Raw genomic sequence first — 20,350 nt, 5'->3', positions numbered from 1 at the left:
GCTGCGCGAAGTGAGTCACTACGGGCTCAAAGTCTGCTGCAACTCGGGCAGCAACCGGGTGGATGGGGCGGCTTCGGCTGGGTGCGTCGCCGCGTCGTGCCAGTACGAGAGGTGGGCTCGGGTCATTCGGGTGTGGCTGTGGGTGGGGCCGAGGAGTCGGTCCCGGTCGGCCAGTACCCCGGCGAGTTCAGCCGCCGCGCCTGTTGGGTCGCCGGTGACTCCGCGCCAGTGGGCGTGGTGGTGTCTGAGTACCAGGACTTCGAGGTGGTCCGGTCCCAGGGCTCGTTCCTGCTCGGCCAGGAGCTCGGCGAGTTCGACCATGGCGCCCGTCGGGTCGCCGGACACACCCCGCCAGTGGGCGCGGGGGTGTCGGACGGTGTCGACGAACCCCTGGCGGGCGCGGGGGTACTCGGCCAGGATCGCGGTGAGGTCGGCGACCGCGCGGGCCGGGTCGCCTGCGGCTCCCCGCCAACTGGCGAGCCGCCGCGAGAGCGTGAAGAACTCGCGGATGGCGGTGTCGGTCAGGGTGCGGAGGGCACCCGCGCGCTGGGCGGCGACGACCTCGGCGATGGTGGCGACCGCGCCTGCGGGGTCGCCGGCCTGACCCTGCCAGTGGGCGAGGTGGCTGTGCGCGGTGCGGACCTCGATCGAGTCGATGGCCCGCCCCTGGACCCGTTCCCGGTCGACGAGGATGTCGGCCAGTTCGGCGGCGGCGCCCGCCGGGTCGCCTGCCCGACCTCGCCATTCGGCGTGGTAGCTGCGGGCGGCGAGGGTGTCGTGGTGATCCGGGCCGAGGCGGCGGTGCGAGGCGGCGGCGAGCTGGTGGAAGTGGCGTTCGGCGGCGGCGAACAGGCCGAGTGCGCCCAGTTCGCGTCCTTTCATCACGAAGACCTGCCTGCGTTCCCCGTCCCAGAGGGCGTCTTCGCCGTGGGCGACGAGCGCGTCGATGTTGGCGATCTGGATCTGGGCGGCGTCGCGGCTCGGGTCGTCGGGCCAGTCCCAGTCCAGGGCCTTACCGGCGGTGACGGCGAGTTCGTCGCGCTGGTCGAGGGCGTCCCGGGTGGCGCGCTGGATGAGGTGGTGCACCCGGACGGCGCGGAGCGGGGTGTCGGGGTGGTGGTCGATGAGGCTGAGCCGGTGCAGCACGCGCAGAGCACCGACCGCGTCGTCGTCACCCGCCCGGCGGCGGAGGTACCGGTTCACGGCGAGGCCGGTGAACACGGCCTGCGGGATGCCGTTGGAGTCGAGCATCGCCGCCAGTTCGAGCACGGGACGGGCCAGTCCGACGGGCCGCAGCAGGTCGGCGCGTTCGATGGACAGCGACCAGGTGGCGGCCACGGTGGCCACCTGGTCGTCGGGCAGCGCACCCGGCTCGGGCAGCAGGTGGGCGAGCTTGCGAATCCGGTCGGCGAGCAGGCGGCGGTAGTCGGCGCAGCCAAGCCCGGCGTCGACGAGGTACGCGGCGGCCTGGGCGAGGCCGAGCGGCAGGTACGCCAGGTCCGCGGCCAGCCCGTCAACCTGGTCGACGGGTTCGCGGCGGTCGTGGGCCGCGAGCACGGACCCGAGGTAGGCGGCGGCGTCCCATGGCGTGAACAGGCCCACCGGAAGCACGTGCCTGCCCGCTCCGAGCAGGGCGGCGTCCCGGCGGCGGGTGGTGACCACGGTACGACCGTGTGGACTGTTCGGCGGCCACAGTCCGCGCAGGTCAGCCGGGTCGGCGAGGTCGTCGAGGACGACCAGCCACCGGCACGGCCGCTGACCGGCCTTGGGCTCCAACCAGGCCAGGAACGCCCGCGCGGCCTGATCCGGGTCCGCCGCGAGCACCTCCAGACCGGCCTGCGCGTACCCCGCCACGATGGCCTGGCGGCTGCTCGCGCTGATCCACACCAGCACGTCCAACTCGCCCTGCGCCCACAGGTTCCGGGCGTGGTCGGCGGCCAGTTGGGTCTTGCCGACGCCGCCGGTGCCGGTCAGCAACCGGGTGCCGCCGGGCGCCGCCCGCAGGCGGTCGACCTCGGGGCGGTGCTGGAAGGCCAGGGCGCGCGGCGGGATCACACCGACCTGGTGCGGCCACTCCGCCGGTGCGCGCGGCGCCGCGTGGTAGTGCGCGCCGATGTCGAGGAAACCGATCTGGACAGCCGAGCCCCGCACGTCACCGTCGATCCGGTTGACGACGTGACGCCCGTAGGAATCAGGACTGTCCGCCACGACCCCAGTGTCGCACCGAGGCGGCCCGGTCACCACGGGGACATCAGGTGTCCACAGAGGACTACGGCTGGTAGCGGGGCATGGTGGTCCAGTCGTCGGTCGAGCCGATCCGGGGGTCGTAGTTGGGGTCGTCGCTGCCGCGGATCTCGCCTTGGCGGTTGACCCAGTAGAAGCGGTACTGGGTGCTCAGCTCGATCGGCCGGTTGTCGTCGTACGGGTTGACCCGGGTGTCGACGTTGCCCAAGGCCTCGCGGAACTCGAAGTTGCGGCGCTCATCGGACTGCCAACGCTGGTCGACGACGCCCTGCCACTGTCGCCTGCTGTAGTCGTTGACCTCGTGGAACCGCTCCCCCAACGCGATCGAGTTGTTCAGGTTCTGCCGAGCCAGCGCACCCGCCCCGTAGGTCTGCGACCCAGCGGGCGCCACCTGGGCGGCGACATCGGGCAGCCACTCGCGGTACGCGGGCCAGGACGGCACCTGAGCCGCCGCCATCGTGATCGACGCGTTGCACTGCCCGTAACCATGGGTCACGTGCGACACGACCACGGCGTGACAGGCCACCTGTCCGATCACGTAGGTCACCTCGAACAACCCCGCCGCCGTCGTCCCGGGCGGCGGCGGGATCGGCCGCCCGGAATGCCACGCGGCGACCGGCATCCCCTGCATCCGCATCGCGTAGTCGACGAACTGGTCCGGGCTGAACGGCTGGAACAGGCCGACCAGGCCGACGGTCATGATCGCGGCCTGCTGGTCGGGGGAGTTCAGGCACAGCATGTTGGCGTTCTCCTGAACGGTCCAGCCGTCCGGGAGCAGGAAACGGAAGTAGTTGCCCACCTGCGGCCGGGCCTGCGGGGTCGCGCTCATCATCCATCTCCTGCCCACGGGAACCGATCACTGCATCGGTCACAGGCGCCGAGCGTTACCCCACAGCGGCAGACAATCGGTGACGGCTCTGCCTTCGGAGCCCGCCGGCAAGCGGATTGGTGCGTGGGCGGTTGTTGGTACGGGTGGGTGGCCGGAAAGGGAATTACCTGCTGGACGGCAAGCCGTATGGGTGGTGGGGGGCGAAGGGGTGAGTAGTGGCTCGCGGTCGTGGGCCGGGTGGAGGTGGTGGTTCCGGTGTTGACGCTCGCGCTCATCGGGTTCGTCGGTGGGGTGGTGACTGGGATCTCGCCGTGCATTCTGCCGGTGTTGCCGGTGATCTTCTTCTCCGGGACGCAGTCGGTTCGACGGGATGCCAGGGGTGAGACCGCGGGTGAGACCGGCGGTGGGGTCGCGGTGGCGGAGCGGCCAGTGCGAGCAGCGGGGCGGGCGCGGCCGTACCTGGTGATCGGCGGGCTGGTGGTGAGCTTCACGCTGGTGACGTTGTTCGGGTCGCTCCTGCTGTCGGTGTTGGGGTTGCCGCAGGATGTGTTGCGGTGGGCCGGTTTGGTCGTGCTCGCGCTGATCGGTGTCGGGTTGATCGTGCCGCGGTTCGAGCACCTGTTGGAGCGGCCGTTCAGTTGGATCCCGCAACGGAACCCGGACGCGTCGAAGGGCGGGTTCGCACTCGGTCTGGCCTTGGGCGCGGTGTACGTGCCGTGCGCGGGACCCGTGTTGGCGGCGATCACGGTCGCCGGGTCCACCGGTCAGATTGGTTTGGACACGGTGGTTCTTACCGGGACTTTCTCGGTCGGCACAGCCACGCCGTTGCTGGTCTTCGCGCTTGCGGGTCGCCGGGTCGCGGAGCGGGTCGGCGCGTTCCGCAAGCGGCAGCGCGGGATTCGGATCACGGCCGGGATCGTGATGCTCCTGCTCGCGGTGGGCTTGGTGTTCGACGTGCCGCAGTTGCTCCAGCGGGCACTGCCGGACTACACGGCTCCGTTGCAGGACAAGGTGAACAACTCCCAGCCGGTACTGGACCTCGGGAACCTGACCAACGACCAGAACAAGGACCTGTCCAAGTGCGCGGTCGGCGCCACCGAGTTGCAGAGCTGCGGGAAGGCACCGGACATCCGCGGTATCCAGCAGTGGCTCAACACCCCCGACGGCGCGGCGGTCAACCTGGCCGACCTGCGTGGACATGTTGTCCTGCTTGACTTCTGGGCGTACTCCTGCATCAACTGCCAGCGTTCCATCCCGCACGTGACCGCGTGGGACAACGCCTACCGCGCCTCGGGCCTGCAGGTGATCGGCGTGCATTCGCCCGAGTACGCCTTTGAGAAAGAGCCGCGAAACGTCGTCTCGGCGGCGGCGGGGTTCGGCATCAAGTATCCGGTGGCGCTGGACAACTCGCTGTCCACGTGGACGAACTACCGCAACCGGTACTGGCCCGCGCACTACCTCATCGACGCGACCGGGACCGTGCGGCACATCAAGTTCGGCGAGGGCGACTACGACGTCACCGAACGCCTGATCAGAGAACTGTTGCACGAAGCCAATCCCGGCGCCACCCTGCCCGCACCCACCGACACCACGGACTCGACGCCGAACACCGGCGACATCACCCGCGAGACGTTCCTCGGGTCGACGAAACAGGTCAATTTCGCCGAACAGGGCCAGTACACCACCGGAAAGCGTTCCTTCACGTTTCCCGCGCGGCAGGCGGACAACACCTTCGCCCTGGACGGCGCCTGGACGCTGGACACGCAGAGCATCACACCGACCGGCGGGGACGCCCGAGTTCGGTTGACGTACAAGGCAAAGGAAGTTCGCGTCGTGCTCGCGGGGACCGGGACACTCACGGTCGACACCCCGGCAGGACCCCGAACCATGGCCGTGTCCGGTACACCACGGTCGTACCAGGTCATCAGCACCGCGAACTCCCAGCAGGGAACCATTACGGCCACCGCGAGCAGCGGTGTCGAGATGTTCTCCTTCACGTTCGGCTGAGCGGGGCGAAATCCGATCGAGGATTGACCAATCCGCCCGCCCGACGTCACCGAATCACCCATGAGGCCACGAGCGGTGGACCTCCTCCCCGAAGTCCACTGAAGACTGCAAGTTCCGAGCACACTGGAGTAGAAGCGCCATGCAGAACAGGATTCGCACCGCAGCGGTCGTCGCCGGGATCGGCTCGCTCGTGCTGACCGCGGCGGCCTGCGGGAGCAGCGGAAACACCGCCTCCGGTTCGAACTCGTCCGCGATGACCACCTCCGCCGCGGCGCCGATGACCACCACCACGTCCGCGATGTCCGACACGGCGTCCGGCCTGGTCGGCCCCGGGTGCGCCGACTACGCCAAGGCCGTGCCCAGCGGCGCGGGCTCCGTGTCCGGCATGGCCGCCGACCCGGTGGCGGTCGCGGCGAGCAACAACCCGCTGCTGACCACCCTGGTCGCCGCCGTGTCGGGCAAGCTCAACCCGAAGGTGAACCTGGTGGACACCCTCGACGGCAGCCAGTTCACCGTGTTCGCCCCGGTTGACGACGCCTTCAAGAAGATCGACTCGGCCACCATCGACAAGCTCAAGACCGACGACGCGCTGCTCACCAAGATCCTCACCTACCACGTGGTCGCGGGCCAGAAGTCGCCCGACGCCATCGTCGGCTCGCAGACCACCGTGGAGAAGGGCACCGTCGAGGTCACCGGGTCCGGCGACAGCCTCAAGGTCAACGGCGCCAACGTGATCTGCGGCGGCGTGAAGACCGCCAACGCCACCGTCTACCTGATCGACTCCGTCTTGATGCCCAAGAGCTGAGCCGCCGCGTCGCCCCGGCTTGCGGGGCGACGCGACCGCTCCCGGCCGCGTCCGCCAGTCCCCTCCCGGGACCGGCGGGCGCGGCCTTTCACCCGTGCGGAGATCGAATCAGATTCCCAGGAGTGGGAACTGTTGTTCACCCGCGAAAGGCGCGCGGGTCAGGGATGTGACCTGGGGAGCCGGATCCAGATCACAGGAAATGTCGTGGCTGGGCAGGGTTCCGGCCGCCAGGAACTGGTTGACGGCGGTGACCCCGCAGGACGGGACGGTCGGGTTGTAGACGCCGTGGTTGCCACCGTTGACGGTGACCAGGCGGGCGCGGTGGCCCAGGGAATGGCGCATGTCGAGCGCGCCCTCGTAGGGAGTGGCCGGGTCCCGCAGGTTCTGCACCATCAGGATGTTGTTCGGGCCGTGATCGGTGATGGGGACCAGGGGTTCCTTCGGGTCCGGCCAGAACGCGCACGGCCAGATGTTGGCGCCCATTCCATTCAGCAACGTGTATCGAGCACGGTCATCGCGAACCGCACGGCGGTATTGGTCGATGTCGTGCGAGGAACGGGCATCGCCGCAGACCACCGCGAGCTGCGAGGCGGTGCCGTTGTCCGCCGGGATGCCGGGAATGTCCACCGGTGGGAAGACGGTCGGCGGCGGACCCTCCCCGTTGAGGAAGTGCCAGATGCCGGTGAAACCGGGGAAGGCGGCCGTGTAGTAGGAGGCCGCGAAGTAGATCAACCGGAAGGTGTTCCCGTCGACCAGCATGAACCCGGGGATCTCGACCGGTTTCTTGTCCAGTTTGTCGGCCATGGCGAACATGTTGGCGCGCAACTGGTCGGGCGTGGTGCCCAGCGCCGGGTCGTTCGCGATGACCCACTTGGCGAAATCACCGTACCGGACCTCGGCCGCGCGGTCCCACAGGCGCCACTGGGCCTGCCACACCGAACTGGGACCGACATTCGAGTCGATGACGACACGATCGGTGCGATCGGGGAACAAAGAGGCATACACGGCACCGAGATAGCTACCGTATGAACCGCTGTTGTAGGAGATCTTCCGCTCCCCCAAGGCGGCGCGGATGCGGTCCATGTCGCGCGCCGTGTTCGCCGTGGTGATGTACGGGAGTTCGCGGCCACCATGGGCGAGGCAGTCGCGGGCCAGGTCACGGGCGAAGGTGATGTTGTCTTCGATGGAACCGTTGGCGGCCGGGAAGGGCAGCGTCTTGGCCCGGGGCAGTTGCGCAGGCGTGCGGCCACACGTGACCGGTGCGCTGTAACCGATGCCGCGCGGGTCGAAGCTGACCAGGTCATACCGGTCGAGCACGTCCTGCGGGTAGATCTGGACGTAGAAACTGGGCAGGTTCAGGCTCACACCCCCCGGACCGCCCGCGTTGTGTAACAGGATTCCCCGGCGCAATTCGGGCTTCGCCGTGGCCAACCGGGAAACCGCGATGTCGATGGTGGGGCTGTGCGAATCGGAGTAGTCCAGCGGCACGGAGATCTTCGTGCACCGCAGGCGTGGGTCGACCGGATTACCGGCGGGGTCGGGCGGACACGTGGTCCAGGTCGGCGGCGGGGGCGTGGTCTCGGAAACGGCCTGCGCGGGCACGGAGGTGACCAAACTCGCCAACACCACCGCGCCGAGCAGAACCGGAAGTGAACGTCGCACCTGGTCGACCGTAGGACCACCCGCGTACCCCGACATCCACCCAGCGACCAACATGTCCGTAGTCCGCACGACCTACCGACATCAGGTCTGGACCATCCGGCCGAGCCACTAGCGGCACAGGCGCGGCCGGGCCGCCGAGATGGACACGAGCGGGTGGGACCACGCGGTGAAGGCCGGGTTTCCCAGAAGGGCGTAGAAGTCGTCAAGGGCTTGAGCGGATATGCCCTCGGTCGCGAGGTCTGCGGCCACCTGTTCGACATTCACGCGGTAGAGCTGGATTTCAGGAGAACCGCCACGCCACAGGATTGTGTGGGTATGCACGTGGACATCATCGAGGTCACGAGCGGCAAAATTCTCCGGAAGGGACCGCGCCCAGTCGATGTCAACCTCTCGCGTCGTCATCACCCGAAGAAAAGCGTCCTGGACGGCGTCAAACTCCGCCCGGTGACCGGCCTGCGTCGCAAGCGGGTGCCGAAGGTCAAACTCCTCCAAGACGAGCCGCCCACCAGGTTTGAGGGAGGAAATCAGCCGATCAAGCACGGCGTGCCGTTGAGGCAGGTGAATCAAAACCAGACGCGCGTGGATCAGGTCGAAGCCACCAGCAGGCGGCTCCTCAGCCACCACGTCATGCTGGCGGACAGTGAGGTTGTCACGGTCATCATCAGTCAGCCACCGGGTATCAATATCGGTGACCAGCACAGACCCATCCGCCCCAACCCGATCCGACAGCCAGCGCCCAATCCCACCAGAGCCACCCCCGACCTCCCAACACCGCCACCCCGGCGCCACACCCGCCATACCGAGCACGGCATGGCTAACCGGATCAAACGCCGCCAAAGCATCAAACCGCGTCTGATTGCGCGGATCAGCATTGTCAAACACATACCTGGTCAGCGACGATCTCCAATCAGATGGCTCGCCGAACACCTTGCCAACCCCAGCGCCCCAACGACATCACCCAATCGGCGAAGATCACCGACCGTGCTCGTCGAACATGTCGAGGAGGACCTGCGGGACCTCGTCCTCACCGAACAAGCTGGCGATGACGGCGTCACGATCCACTGGCGTCTCAGCGCGGTCGAACATGACCCGCTCGTACTCGGCGAGCGCGCCCTCCACGTCGTCGGGCTGCGCGGCGAGGGCGGTGCCGAGGTCAGCGCCGTCCAGCATGGCCAGGTTGGCGCCCTCACCGTCCGGGGCCCCGAGGTGAGCGGCATCCCCGACCAGGGTCACCCCGGGCACCCGAGGCCACCGATGCCCAGTCGGCAACGCGTAATGCGGGCGCCAGACCGGCGCGGTGTCGGCGTCGGTGATCAGCGCGGTGAGCTCCGGCGCCCAGCCGTCGAACTCGGCCGCGACCCGAGCAGTGGCCGTGGCGACGTCGGTGAAGTCAATGGCGGTGAACCAGTCCAGCGGCCGGTCGAGCACCACGTAGGTGTGCAGGGTGTCGCCGCGTTCCCGGTGGGCACTGATCCCGCCTGCCCCGTCCGGCACCATCAGCGACCCACCACCAACCGCTTTCGCGGCGGCCGGATGCCGGGTGTCCGCGTCGAACAGGTAGATCTCGACAAACGACGTGCCCGCGTACTCGGGGGTCGCGTTCGACAGCAACGACCGCACCCGCGACCACGCGCCATCCGCGCCGACCAACAGATCCGTCTCCACGGTCCCGCCGTCCGCGAAAATCACCTCGTGCCGCCCGTCACCGAGCGCGCGAACACCGTCAACCTTGTGCCCCCACCGAACCGCGCCATCCGGGAGCGAATCGAGCAGCATCTGCCGCAGTTCACCGCGCTGCACCTCAGGACGCCCACCGGTGCCGTCGTCCGCCTTGTCAACCAACACAGTGCCGTCACGGTCAAGGACACGCAACGCCTGCCTGCCCTCCAAGACCAGACCACGGAACTCGTCCATCAAGCCCGCCGCAGCCACCGCGTGCTGCCCGTTGTAGTCGTGGATGTCAAGCATCCCACCCTGCGCCCGCGCCATCGCGGACCCCTCCGCCTCAAACACAGTGGCCGCAACGCCGTTGACGTGCAGCACACAAGCCAAAGTCAAACCGCCGAGACCAGCCCCGATGATCGTGACATGCATGATCGCTCCTCTGGGAAGTGTTCGTCCGCCCGAGACTCCCCCACCCCGCCGGCACACCACGCACACAACGCCGGCACCGAACTGACAAGCCCTGTCAGCTCCCGCTCAACCAGTCCACGACGACTCTTTGCACCCGGGGAGCACAGCGCCGACCAGCCCAACGACAGTAGGTCGACCCGGCGGTTCGCGATCATCGTCTTCATCTGGACATCCGGCAGCATGGGGATCTACTCACCCGACTCGACGTAGGTAGCGCCACCGACTTCGATTTTTCAGGGCATTTCCTCACTCGTCTTCCGCATGGAACTCGGGCAGCAAACTGGCCGCCCCCAGCCACACGATGAAGAGTGCTGTTCCCGGCCTCCACCACGATGTATTCCTACACTGAAACCGCAGGTCAGCCGCCAGTACCCGAAGCAGATTCCCACTATTTTGCGGAACCCCTGCGCTCGAGGTCCACCGGTGGGATGATCACCGAGTGCACTGGACCAACAAGGTGTCAGGCCAGGTCGACGGCACGACGGTGCAGATCGGCTTCGTAGCCGGTGACGTCACCGTGGCCGCCCATGCCCCAGTTCGGCCCGCCTACCTGTCCCAGGTACGCGCCTTGGCGCCCGACGCCCTAGCGGACAGGGATGATGAGCTGGCATTGCTTGCCGCCTACTGCACATGCCCATCAACAGCCGAAAAGTATCTGTGGTGGCAGGCGGCGGCATGGTCCGGGAAGTCGGCGCTGCTCTCCTGGTTCGCCCTACACCCCCCACCAGCCGTACGACTCGTGACCTTCTTCGTAACCTCACGGCTCCCCGGCCAAAACGACCGTCGCGCCTTCGTCGACAACGTCTTGGACCAACTCCTCGACATCGCGGGAAGTCCACCTCGCGGCGATCTGACCGATTCAACCCGTGAGCCCTATCTGCTCCACCTGCTCACCGAGGTTTCCCGTCAAGTCCAGGCCCGGGGCGAGCACTTCGCCTTGGTGGTCGACGGCCTGGACGAGGATCGCGGAGTCGATGGCTCCCCCGACGCACACAGCATCGCCGCACTACTGCCCCGCACCGGTGTCCGCGTCATCGTTGCCAGCCGCCCCGATCCTTCCCTACCCGACGATGTTCCCCCCGAACACCCACTGCACACATCCGCCCAAGTATTCCACTTGGCCCCTTCCTCGAAAGCCAACGCTGTGCGCGACGCGATGATCAGAGACGTCAAACGATTGATGCAGGGCACGCAGATCCAGCGAGACATCCTCGGCCTTATTACCGCAGCCGGAGCCCTGTCGGCACACGACCTCGCCGAACTGACCAAAACCTCGACCTGGCAGATCGAAAACGAACTGCGCACTGTCGCCGGCCGTAGCTTTTCCTGTAAACCCGGCGATCCCCCAATGTATATCCTCGCGCACGAACAACTACAAGCAGAAGCAACAAAGATGCTGGCCGGCCGCTTACCGAGCTACCGTGACCAACTGCGGGAATGGGCAACCACCTACCGCACACAGGGCTGGCCACCCAACACCCCCCGCTACTTCTTACGAGGCCACACCGCAACACTGATCACAATCGGCGACCGGACAAATCTGTTGGACCACGTCACCGATCCGCTCCGACATGCGACCGCGCATTTGACTTTTGGGAACCATCACGCCTGCGTGAACGAGATCGAAGCAGCACAATCGGTGTTCCTCGACGCAGAGGAACCCGATCTGGTCGCCCTGGCCAGGCTCGCTGTGCACTACTCCAATCTACGGGAAACTTACTATGAAATTCCAACTGCGCTCCCACAGGTGTGGGCGATGGCCGGCTATTTCGACCACGCAGAGAACCTGCTCTCAACGATCAACGATCCTGTTAGACGTGGGCATGCTCTGATTTCGACCGCACAGGAACTTTACGACCACCTTCAAGCACAACGGGCCAATAAGTTACTGGATGTCGTCGAGTCTATGGCCCATTCCTTCAATCAGTACTTCGGCGAACCACTGCACGGAAATCTCGCCCGGATCGCGATGCGAACCGGAGATCACAACAGAGCTCGGCGCACAGTAGACGACGTCGACGATATGGTTTCCAGAGCTCGAATATCTGCCGAGGTTGCTCTGACCGCGACCCAGTTCTCGACTCGCGAAGTCGCCGAACAGTGGTACCAAGAAGCCGAAGATCTGCTCAAACTCAGGCCAAGGCACACGACGCTACTCGACCGGAAGATCTGTCAAGTTGAGTCAATTGATTTTGCGACATCGCCGCCGCAGCGGCAGCCCTTGGCCACTCAAGACGAGCAGAAGAATTAGTCGACTTAGCCTTCAATCTTGACGAAGCCAATATACCTGATCAGCCACATGAGGTGCTCATACTGGCAAAGGTGCTGACCAGAAGCAGTTTTAGCGGCGCCGCGCTCGAACTCGCCGAAGTCTGTAGCACCGTCGAGGAACGCGAAGAAACTCTCCTCACAGTCACCCGAGCCATGGCAGAAAATGGCTGGCTAGAAGAGGCCGAAGCACACGCCCGTACCGCCGAGCACCTGCAACACCGGTATGCAAGACTAGCGGCAGTCGCCGTCGCTGCGGGCAGGAGTAACGATCCTATTCGAGCTGAACGTCTCACAATCGAGGTCGAAGCCGGTATCGACAACTTACCGGAAGGCCAATTCCGCCGACATGCAGCTTTAGCGACCGCCGTCGCATCCGCTGACGCGGGACACTACGGCCGAACCGAGACGCTCGTCGAGTTCGAACTCGTCCCGCATGAAGATGCCACAGGCATCCTCTCCGTAGCTGTAGCCTACCTCAGGGGCGAGCACACCGACCGGGCCGTGCAGCTACTTGAAACGGTAGAACACACCACACGGTCAACGCGGCCAGAGGTCAATGAGCAACAGCAGTTGAATTGGATCGACGTCATGACCGACTTCCAGGACTTCAGCCGCGCAGAGGCAACAGCCCACTCGCTCCAAGATCCCGCAATCAAGGCTGCCTCCTGGGAACGGATCGCCGAACACATCGCCACCACTGGCGACTTCGACCGCTTCACTAATGCGCTCACGTCGGTCACACAACCGGAGCGGCAACGGCGTCCGCGCATGGAGATGATTCGCGTCCTCCTGGCGCGGGGCGACCTCGACCATGCCACAGAATTAGCGCGAACGACTCCAACAACCAGGCACCAGGTAGCAGCCCTGGCTTTCGTCGCGGAGAGAATTAATAGTAGAGACCTTCTCAACGAGGCGGTAAACCTGGCGATAACCATCGACAACTTCGAGGAACAAGCGATGGCGCTCGTTTCAACACTTCGCGCCGCCGCCAACTTAACCGACCGAACCACCGTCGAATTCCTTTTGAAACTCCTAAAACCCCTTCACGATCGACTCTCCGAGCGGTCGAACTATAGCATCGCAAACATCAACCCAGTGCCTACCTTCCTAGGACGCTCGGAGAGCATGACCCAAATCGTGGAAACGATTGACAACTCTCCCAATCTTGAACAATTCAAGACACCACCGCACCTCCGGTCCAGCTTAACACCACTGTGGATACGAACATCCCAATACGCCACTTCCCACCAAGGACTTGCCAGAGCACTGACCCTGATGAACTGGATGGAAATCGTCGACAGGGTGGTCAAGGTTGACCCACGAGCCTATCCCGCCATCGTGCAGGAACTAGATCGGCTCAACCGCAGTGATGCCGATCCGGAATCGCTGACAAGTACTGGATAATATCCGGCGCGAGATCGCCGGGCAACGGTGCGGGCCGAGTTGGCAAACGATCTCCTGGCCGAGCATCGCCAAGTCGGGGGTGTTTGGTGACAGTTGACGATCAAGTGGGCAACCACGCCACATGGCGTGGTTGCGGCGTCCATCCACGCCATGGCCGCCGGAGTGGAAAACTATTGACCTTGTTCAGGAAAGAGCGGACCCGTATCGAGCTGATCTACTCGAGTTCTCGACCTTGGTGATGTGGGCTTCGGGCAAACTCCGCTCGACCGTGTTCGCCAAGGCTGGGTGTCAGGTGTCCGGCGTGTCCCCGCCGCCTCCAACGGCCAGCAGTCCCCGGGCGTCGCGGAAAATGAGTTGCGGGTGGTTGCGGGTTCCCGGTACATCTACGGCAGCTACGGAAGAAGGGAGGACGAAGCCATGTCAGCAATGCACGCCGCGCTCTCGTCCTCTCCGATGACCCGCTGAGCGGACGGGGCGCCTCCTCAACCACGGAGAACCGCCTTGACCCAGCACGACCTTGTCCTGCGCCCGATCACCGGCCCGGACGAACTCGACCTGTTCACGACCTTGCCGTACGTCCTCAACGCCGAGCTGGCCAATGACCTCGCGGTGGGACGGCGACGTCCGGAGTGGCTGTGGGTCGCTCTGCGCGGTGGCGGGCTCGTCGCCCGGGCGGGGTGGTGGTCGCGGCCCGGACACGCTCAGCCCGAGGTGATGGACTTCCTCGACTTCACCGACGACCCGGGCGGCGTTGACGACGCTGTCCGCCTGGTCGAGGCCGCTTTGCCCACCGTCGTCCCGGACGGCACTCCCCCGGAGTTCACCCGGTTCCTGCCGCCGGACTGGCGCGCTGACGCCGAGTCGGTGAACCGGCGGATCGCCGCCCTGGAGCGGCTCGGTGCCGGCTTGTTCGTCGAGCGCCTCCGCCTGCAGTGGGACCCGGGCACCGCCATCCCGCCGCTCACCGGCAGGCTGGCGATCCGCCCCGTCCGCGACCCCGACGAGCTGATCACCCTCATGACCCTCGTCCTGGACGGCACCCTCGACGCCCACAGCCGCGATGACCTCACCGCCCTCACCCCGGTCGAGGCCGCGCGCGCCCAGTACCACGACGAACTCAAGCAGTACCCCGGTTCGCATGACTGGTGGCGGGTGGCGACGCTGCACAGTGGTGAGCCCGTCGGCTTCGTGTTGCCCTCGCACAACGGCTACAACCACATCATCGCCTACATCGGGGTCGTCCCCGCCCACCGCGGTCACGGCCACATCCACGATCTCCTGGCCACCGGCACCGCCATCCTGGCTGCTCAGGACGCCCCCCGGGTCCGCGCCGCCACGGACGTCGGCAACACCCCCATGGCCGCCGCGTTCGCCCACGCCGGTTACGCGGTGTTCCAGCGCCAGATCGACCTGCGGTGGTGAGGTAAGCGGACAAATCGGAACATCGGGGGTATAGCTGCGCAGACAGACGGGGGCAAGGGAGGATGCCCCCGTGTCAGTGGACGAGATTCTCAACACCATCCCCCCGGTGGCGATCTACCTCCTGGTCGGGGTGGTCATCGGGGTGGAGAGCCTCGGCATTCCGTTGCCGGGGGAGATTGTGCTGGTCAGCGCGGCTTTGCTGGCGTCGCAGCATCACGACCTGAGTCCGGTGTGGGTGGGGGTGTGCGCCAGTGCCGGGGCGATTGTGGGGGACAGCATCGGGTATGCGATCGGGCGGAAGGGGGGGCCGCGGCTGTTCGCGTGGGCGGGGCGGAAGTTCCCCAAGCACTTCGGTCCGGCGCACATCGCGAAGGCGCGGGCGTTGTTCGCGAAGCGGGGGATGTGGGCGGTGTTCTTCGGGCGGTTCATCGCCCTGCTGCGGATCTTGTCCGGGCCGCTGGCCGGGTCGCTGCACATGAGTTACGGGCGGTTCTTCACGGCGAACGCGCTCGGCGGGATCGTGTGGGCGGGTGGGACGACCGCGCTGGTGTACTACCTGGGCATCGTCGCGGAGAAGTGGTTGTCCCGGTTCTCGTGGGCGGGGCTCATCGTGGCCGTTGTCGTGGGGCTGGTGGTGACGCTGGTCGTCCGCAAGCGGATGGGCGCGCACGACGAGAACGAGACGGAGAAGGTCTCCGAGTGAGCGCCTGCCACCGCCAGATCAGGTGTCGTGTTCCACCAGGGACAGCGCGCCGGACGGGCAGAGGGTGACGGCCGTGCGGGCGGCCGCGGCGGCGGGGCCTTCGGGGTGCGTGGTGGTGAGGGTGACGATGCCGTCCTCGTCCTGGTCGAACACGGTCGGCTCGGTCAGCACGCACTGGCCCGCGCCGACGCAGGCGGTCGGGTCGGCTTTGATCAACATTGGGTGCTCCGTTCACCAGGTGACCGGTAGCCGCCAGGCCCCGTAGACGCCCGAGTCGGTCTTGAAGGGGACGTCGTCGACCGGGGTGGCCAGGCGGAGGGTGGGGATGCGGCGGAAGAGGGTGTCGAAGACGACCTGCAGTTCGACGCGGGCCAGGTTCTGGCCGAGGCACTGGTGCGGGCCGAAGCCGAACGCGATGTGGTGGCGGGCGCCGCGGTCGATGTCGAGGCGGTCCGGGTGGTCGAACACGGCCGGGTCCCAGTCGGCGGCGAGCCCGGACACGACGACGCCCTCACCCGCGTGGATGGTGACGTCACCGATCGTGACGTCCTCGGTCGCCACCCGGGAGGTCGCGGTCTCGACGATGGTGAAGTAGCGCAGCAGCTCCTCGACGGCGAGCGGGGTCTTGGCCGGGTCGGCCCGGACGGCGGCGAGCTGGTCCGGGTGGTCGAGCAGGCCGACGACGCCGAGGGAGATCATGTTCGCCGTGGTCTCGTGGCCCGCCACCAGCAGCAGGAAGGCCATGCTGACCGTGGCGTCCCGGTCGAAGGTGCCGTCCGCGAGTGCGCGGGTCACCTGGCGGCTGAACAGGTCGTTGCCCGGTTCGGCCGCCTTGCGGTCGATCAGCTCGCCGAGGTAGTCGCGCAGTTCGTCGAACGAGCGCTGCCGGACCTGCGGGTCCTCGCTCCTGCGCACCAGCGCGGACGTGCGCCGCTGGAAGAAGTCGTGGTCGGTGTACGGGACGCCGAGCAGCTCGCAGATCACCAGGGACGGCACCGGCAGCGACAGCGCCCGCACCAGGTCGACCGGGTGTTCCTCGGCGGCGAGCATGTCGTCGACGAACCCGTCGACGATCTCCTGGATCCGCGGGCGCAGCGCGGCGAGGCGCTTGACGGTGAACTCGCCGATCAGCGCGCGCCGGGCCGCGGTGTGCTCGGCGCCGTCCATGCCGATCATCGACGGCGGCTGCGAGCGGAACCGCTCCCGGGTCACCTCATCCGCGTTGACCAGCGGGAAGTTCACGTGGCGGCGGTCGGAGGAGAACCGGGGGTCGGCCAGCACCGCGCGGCCCTCCCGGTGCCCGGACACGAACCACGCCTCGGTGCCGCCGCCCAGCCGGACCCGGCTGACCGGGGCCTGCTCGCGCAACCTGTCGTACTCGGGCGGCGCGGCGAACGGGCACCGCCGCTCGACCGGGAACTCAGTCATCGCTTCTGCCATGGCGACCACCAACCCCATGTGGACGAAAAGCTTCCGCTTACCTGGTCCAGGATAGCTAAGTGGAAGCTTTTCTTCCATATCCGCCGTGTGGGTGACCCCCTGGTGTCCGGCAATGCGACAATCCAGCCCTGTCGACGACGGACCGGGACGGTGAAGGTGCACGGCGACACCCCTGACACCCCTGACATCACGCCACCAGCGCCGCTGCGCGCCGACGCCCGGCGCAACCGCGAGCAGATCATCTCCGCCGCGCGGGCGCTGTTCGCCCAGGTCGGGGTGGACGTGCCGATGGAGGAGATCGCCCGCGCCGCCGGGGTCGGCGTCGGCACCCTCTACCGCCGCTTCCCCGACCGCGAGGAACTGATCAAGGCCGTCAGCCTGGACAACCTCGCCCGGCTGGCCCACCTCGCGCTGGAGGCCGAGCGGTCCGAGCCCGACCCGGCCGTCGCACTGACCGCGCTGCTGCGCTCCGCGCTCGACCTGCGCCTCGGCAGCACGATGACCTCGGTGTCGCCCCGCGCCTTCCAGCCGATCCCGGACTCTCCCGCCATCGCCGCCCGCCGCGACGAGATCGTCACCGTCGCCCGCAGGCTGCTGCACCGCGCGCAGGACACCGGCGCCATCCGCCCCGACATCGACATCGGCGACACGATGCTCGCCCTGCTCATGGTCTCCCGCCTCGTGCCCCCCGGCACCGACGACCTCGGCGACATGGTCTTCGCCCGCTTGTTCACCCTCGTGATGGACGGCCTGCGCGCCACCCCCGGCACCCCACTGCCCGGCCGCCCCGTCGACCACCGCGACATCGAGGACCTCCGCCACCGCGGCGGCCTCGCGGGCTTCGGCAAACCCACCCCACCGGTCGACGACGAATCCACCCAGGCCCGGTAGGCTCCGTCCTCATTGGACTAAGCTGCGGAATTGCGTTGGCCGCGGGACTCGCCAGCCCGTATGGTCGCGGGCATGGCGTGCAGGATCACCGAACTGGTCATCGACTGCGTCGACCCGCAGCGGTTGGCGGACTTCTGGTGCGAGGTCCTCGGTTACGTCGAACTGGGTTGGGACGGCGACGACGCCCTGGAAATCGGCCCGGCGAGCGGATTCGGCGGAGCGCAACCCACAGTGGTGTTCAGCCGCAACGACACACCGAGGCGAGGCCAATTGCCCCTGCACTTCGACGTGAACCCCACCGACCGGGACCAGGACGCCGAACTGGAACGGTTGTTCGCCGCGGGTGCGCGGACAGCGGACATCGGCCAGACCGGCGAGGAGCACTGGCACGTGCTCCTCGACCCAGAAGGCAACGAATTTTGCCTACTCCGCCGCCGATTGGACGCCGCGGGCTAGTCGAGGCGGGCTAGCCGAGTTCAGGGATCAGCTCGCCGATCAGCCGGATCTATGCCACGAGCTGCCAAAATTCCACGGTGCGGCATCGCCCACTGCCGAGCGACCTGCTGGTGACCTTCTACGAGAACGCGGGCCCGACCAACAACGAGTCGTTCTCCCTACACATCTGATCGCGAAGGCCGTGCCATGCTGGGTTCTGTGCGATACCCCAGTGAAGCGCGGCCTGTTCTCGCGGCGGCCTGGGGAGTTCTGTCTGGCGCGGTGGGTGCGGCTGCCGCGTCGATGGCGGTGGTCCGTCCACTCGCGCACACCGTCGGGCTGTGGGTTCTGCTGGTGGCCTTGCTCTGTGCGAGAACCACTCGCGTAGTGGCGTTGACCAGGGCCGTGATCGCGTTGGTGGGTGCGGTGATCACGTTCTACGGGGTTCCCGGGTTCCACCTCGGTACGGGCAAGTTGGCCCTGTGGCTGCTGCTGGCCGTGGCGGCCGGTCTGGTGCTGGGCGAGGCGTTCCGCCACATCCCGTACCCGCTCGCCACCGCGTCCGCCGCGGGCCTGCTGATCGCCGACGCGGCCCGGCGGGGGCTGCACTACCCACATCAGGTTCCCGTTCTGGCCACCTTCCTGCTCGTCACCCTCGCCGCCCTCTGGTGGCGCTCCCGACCGGTGCACCCGCGAGCAGCCCGCTACCTCCCGATGACGACGGCCGTCGGCTACGCGCTCGTCTCGGCGCCGGATTTCATGGAGGACCTCATCCGCTGAACCGTTGCGGTAGCGTCGAGCCATGACCGAAGCACTGCGCGAGCTCCCCGTTCTCCGCGGCGTGTGCCGTGCCTTGGCCGACTCCGGAAGGCCGCTCGACGATCTGTCCGATGTGGAGCTTTACGAGACCGTCGTCACCGTCGCCGAGTGGGTCGGTGACCCGATCCCGGTCACCGCGGACCTGGCCGAACTCGTCCCGGCGGTCGAGGACCGGCTCCGCTCGGGCTGGTTCGCCGAACACTCACCAACCCCGGACCAGGCCCATTTCAGCGCGACGACCGAGCCGGTCGACATCAGGCTGATCACGCCACCGCCGACCAGCACCACCGTGTTCGACGACAAGCCGCGAGGCGCGTGGTGGACCTCGTCGCGGCTGCCGGACGGAACCAGCACCTGGTCACGGGCCGAAACCGTGCTCGGCACCCCCGAGACCCGGGCCGCGGGCAAGGACCTCGTCCGCCAAGAGCACTGGTGGACCATCGATGTAGCGGCCGCCAAGATCTACCGCATCGAGTCCACTGTGGACTACCTGGACCTACTGGAGAGGTTCCCGCTGACAAACAGCGCAGTCCCCCGCGTCGACTGGCGCACCGCGGCAACCGAGTTCGACGCCGTGCACCTGTCGGCCCGCGGCCTCGTGCACACCCAGTCGGCGCTGGTCAAGACCAGCCGGGGCACCACCGCCCTGCGCGGTTGGAACAGCGAGTCCACGGCCTGGCTGCGCTCACCCCGCGCCGAACGCCGTCCGGTGGTGCCCGCCGCCGGGCGGGCACCACTGGAGTGATCAGCAGCCGACGACCACGACATCCTGCCCGCTGGTGTGTACGTTCACCGGCAGCCACGGCACCTGCAGCGCACTACCGTAAGCCTCACCGTGCATGACCATTCCGTCGTGGCACTCGCCCCAGGCCGCGTTGGACTTGAGCTGGTCCTTGCCCGAGTTCGACACCGAACCGCTGTCGCCGACCAACTGGTAGTTGTTGAGGCCCAGACGCCGCCACAGCTTCACCTGGATCGTCAGGCTGGTGACCTTCTGGTCGCACTTCAGCACACCGTGCACGTTGGTCGCGCCGGGATTCGTGCTCGAACCATGCGGATAGTCGACGCTCACCGTGCAGACCGGCTGGGCCGCCGTGGTGGCGCTCGCCGCGGTCACCGGAACCAGCACACCCAGCGCCGCCAACGCGGTGGCCACCAGCACACTCGCTTTCCTCACAGGTACCCCTTTGCCATCGAGTGGTTACCGGTCCAGTTAACGGCCCACACACGCGGACAAGCCCGCCCCGTGGTCGATGTGGCAGTGGTCGGGGTGAACCTGGCAGTC

The 20,350-nt window shown here is 67.1% G+C and carries 18 protein-coding genes; 10 read left to right on the top strand and 8 right to left on the bottom strand.

Features of this window, described 5'->3' with window-relative positions; genetic code table 11:
* Positions 1-18: 18 nt before the first annotated feature.
* Together H504_RS40885 and H504_RS0106545 are read right to left on the bottom strand one after the other, a co-directional pair.
* Positions 19-2,208 carry an NB-ARC domain-containing protein gene (locus H504_RS40885; protein ID WP_051385562.1) on the bottom strand — a complete coding sequence of 730 codons (2,190 nt, stop codon included), beginning with the start codon at positions 2,206-2,208 and terminating at the stop codon, positions 19-21.
* A gap of 61 nt (positions 2,209-2,269) precedes the next feature.
* Positions 2,270-3,073, bottom strand: a complete 804-nt coding sequence (locus H504_RS0106545; RefSeq protein ID WP_026422118.1) for a hypothetical protein — start codon at positions 3,071-3,073, stop codon at positions 2,270-2,272.
* Positions 3,074-3,328: 255 nt separating this feature from the next.
* Between H504_RS0106545 and H504_RS0106540 the strand changes: the two genes are divergently transcribed.
* Together H504_RS0106540 and H504_RS0106535 are read left to right on the top strand one after the other, a co-directional pair.
* Positions 3,329-5,080 (top strand): cytochrome c biogenesis protein DipZ, encoded by a 1,752-nt coding sequence (locus tag H504_RS0106540; RefSeq protein ID WP_026422117.1) that lies wholly within the window; start codon positions 3,329-3,331, stop codon positions 5,078-5,080.
* A 139-nt stretch (positions 5,081-5,219) separates the two neighbouring features.
* Positions 5,220-5,885 carry a fasciclin domain-containing protein gene (locus tag H504_RS0106535; protein WP_026422116.1) on the top strand — a complete coding sequence of 222 codons (666 nt, stop codon included), beginning with the start codon at positions 5,220-5,222 and terminating at the stop codon, positions 5,883-5,885.
* 108 nt (positions 5,886-5,993) lie between these two features.
* On the opposite strand, the gene H504_RS33665 is transcribed toward H504_RS0106535, so the two are convergent.
* The 3 genes from H504_RS33665 to H504_RS0106520 form a co-directional block, all read right to left on the bottom strand.
* The gene (locus tag H504_RS33665) at positions 5,994-7,547 is read right to left on the bottom strand and encodes an alpha/beta hydrolase (RefSeq protein WP_051385577.1); all 1,554 of its coding nucleotides are present in this window, start codon (positions 7,545-7,547) and stop codon (positions 5,994-5,996) included.
* Between the two features lie 108 nt (positions 7,548-7,655).
* Positions 7,656-8,345, bottom strand: a complete 690-nt coding sequence (locus H504_RS0106525; RefSeq protein WP_245614096.1) for a methyltransferase domain-containing protein — start codon at positions 8,343-8,345, stop codon at positions 7,656-7,658.
* Positions 8,346-8,519: 174 nt separating this feature from the next.
* Positions 8,520-9,641 (bottom strand): FAD-dependent oxidoreductase, encoded by a 1,122-nt coding sequence (locus H504_RS0106520; protein ID WP_026422114.1) that lies wholly within the window; start codon positions 9,639-9,641, stop codon positions 8,520-8,522.
* Positions 9,642-10,119: 478 nt separating this feature from the next.
* Here H504_RS0106520 and H504_RS40880 point away from each other — a divergent pair, with 478 nt between their 5' ends.
* The 4 genes from H504_RS40880 (at position 10,120) to H504_RS0106505 (ending at position 15,480) form a co-directional block, all read left to right on the top strand.
* Positions 10,120-11,931: a P-loop NTPase family protein gene (locus tag H504_RS40880; protein ID WP_157440248.1), complete on the top strand. Its 1,812-nt coding sequence runs from the start codon at positions 10,120-10,122 to the stop codon at positions 11,929-11,931.
* Between the two features lie 71 nt (positions 11,932-12,002).
* Positions 12,003-13,355 (top strand): hypothetical protein, encoded by a 1,353-nt coding sequence (locus H504_RS40875; protein ID WP_157440247.1) that lies wholly within the window; start codon positions 12,003-12,005, stop codon positions 13,353-13,355.
* Positions 13,356-13,856: 501 nt separating this feature from the next.
* Entirely contained in the window at positions 13,857-14,777 is a 921-nt protein-coding gene (locus H504_RS0106510; protein ID WP_026422113.1) for a GNAT family N-acetyltransferase, read from the top strand.
* Between the two features lie 70 nt (positions 14,778-14,847).
* A complete protein-coding gene (locus tag H504_RS0106505) occupies positions 14,848-15,480 on the top strand; it encodes a DedA family protein (protein WP_026422112.1) in 633 nt (210 codons plus the stop codon).
* Positions 15,481-15,498: 18 nt separating this feature from the next.
* Here H504_RS0106505 and H504_RS0106500 read toward each other — a convergent pair whose 3' ends face one another.
* Together H504_RS0106500 and H504_RS0106495 are read right to left on the bottom strand one after the other, a co-directional pair.
* Complete coding sequence (locus tag H504_RS0106500; RefSeq protein ID WP_026422111.1) at positions 15,499-15,699, bottom strand: ferredoxin; 201 nt, start codon at positions 15,697-15,699, stop codon at positions 15,499-15,501.
* 12 nt (positions 15,700-15,711) lie between these two features.
* Positions 15,712-16,908, bottom strand: coding sequence for a cytochrome P450 (locus H504_RS0106495; RefSeq protein WP_245614088.1), 1,197 nt, complete (start codon positions 16,906-16,908; stop codon positions 15,712-15,714).
* A gap of 162 nt (positions 16,909-17,070) precedes the next feature.
* On the opposite strand from H504_RS0106495, the gene H504_RS33660 reads away from it, so the two are divergent.
* The 4 genes from H504_RS33660 to H504_RS0106470 all read left to right on the top strand — a co-directional run bounded on the left by H504_RS33660 (position 17,071) and on the right by H504_RS0106470 (position 19,810).
* The gene (locus tag H504_RS33660; RefSeq protein WP_245614087.1) at positions 17,071-17,811 is read left to right on the top strand and encodes a TetR/AcrR family transcriptional regulator; all 741 of its coding nucleotides are present in this window, start codon (positions 17,071-17,073) and stop codon (positions 17,809-17,811) included.
* Positions 17,812-17,883: 72 nt separating this feature from the next.
* A complete protein-coding gene (locus H504_RS0106485; protein ID WP_026422109.1) occupies positions 17,884-18,267 on the top strand; it encodes a VOC family protein in 384 nt (127 codons plus the stop codon).
* 198 nt (positions 18,268-18,465) lie between these two features.
* Positions 18,466-19,026 carry a hypothetical protein gene (locus H504_RS0106475; protein WP_157440246.1) on the top strand — a complete coding sequence of 187 codons (561 nt, stop codon included), beginning with the start codon at positions 18,466-18,468 and terminating at the stop codon, positions 19,024-19,026.
* A gap of 22 nt (positions 19,027-19,048) precedes the next feature.
* Positions 19,049-19,810 (top strand): hypothetical protein, encoded by a 762-nt coding sequence (locus tag H504_RS0106470; protein ID WP_026422107.1) that lies wholly within the window; start codon positions 19,049-19,051, stop codon positions 19,808-19,810.
* On the opposite strand, the gene H504_RS0106465 is transcribed toward H504_RS0106470, so the two are convergent.
* Positions 19,811-20,242: a hypothetical protein gene (locus tag H504_RS0106465; RefSeq protein ID WP_157440245.1), complete on the bottom strand. Its 432-nt coding sequence runs from the start codon at positions 20,240-20,242 to the stop codon at positions 19,811-19,813. It abuts the gene before it with no gap.
* Positions 20,243-20,350: the final 108 nt, after the last annotated feature.

Origin of the sequence: Actinokineospora inagensis DSM 44258 (assembly GCF_000482865.1) — a bacterium.
GTDB lineage: Bacteria > Actinomycetota > Actinomycetes > Mycobacteriales > Pseudonocardiaceae > Actinokineospora > Actinokineospora inagensis.
Note: the sequence above shows the minus strand (reverse complement) of the source record. Positions and strands in the feature narration are given on the sequence as shown.

Excerpts from the sequence above, each read along its gene's own strand:
- H504_RS0106545 (WP_026422118.1), bottom strand. The coding sequence starts at position 3,073 with ATGAGCGCGACCCCGCAGGCCCGGCCGCAGGTGGGCAACTACTTCCGT.
- H504_RS0106535 (WP_026422116.1), top strand. The coding sequence starts at position 5,220 with ATGCAGAACAGGATTCGCACCGCAGCGGTCGTCGCCGGGATCGGCTCG.
- H504_RS0106525 (WP_245614096.1), bottom strand. The coding sequence starts at position 8,345 with ATGGCGGGTGTGGCGCCGGGGTGGCGGTGTTGGGAGGTCGGGGGTGGC.
- H504_RS0106520 (WP_026422114.1), bottom strand. The coding sequence starts at position 9,641 with ATGCATGTCACGATCATCGGGGCTGGTCTCGGCGGTTTGACTTTGGCT.
- H504_RS0106500 (WP_026422111.1), bottom strand. The coding sequence starts at position 15,699 with ATGTTGATCAAAGCCGACCCGACCGCCTGCGTCGGCGCGGGCCAGTGC.
- H504_RS0106495 (WP_245614088.1), bottom strand. The coding sequence starts at position 16,908 with ATGACTGAGTTCCCGGTCGAGCGGCGGTGCCCGTTCGCCGCGCCGCCC.
- H504_RS0106485 (WP_026422109.1), top strand. The coding sequence starts at position 17,884 with ATGGCGTGCAGGATCACCGAACTGGTCATCGACTGCGTCGACCCGCAG.
- H504_RS0106470 (WP_026422107.1), top strand. The coding sequence starts at position 19,049 with ATGACCGAAGCACTGCGCGAGCTCCCCGTTCTCCGCGGCGTGTGCCGT.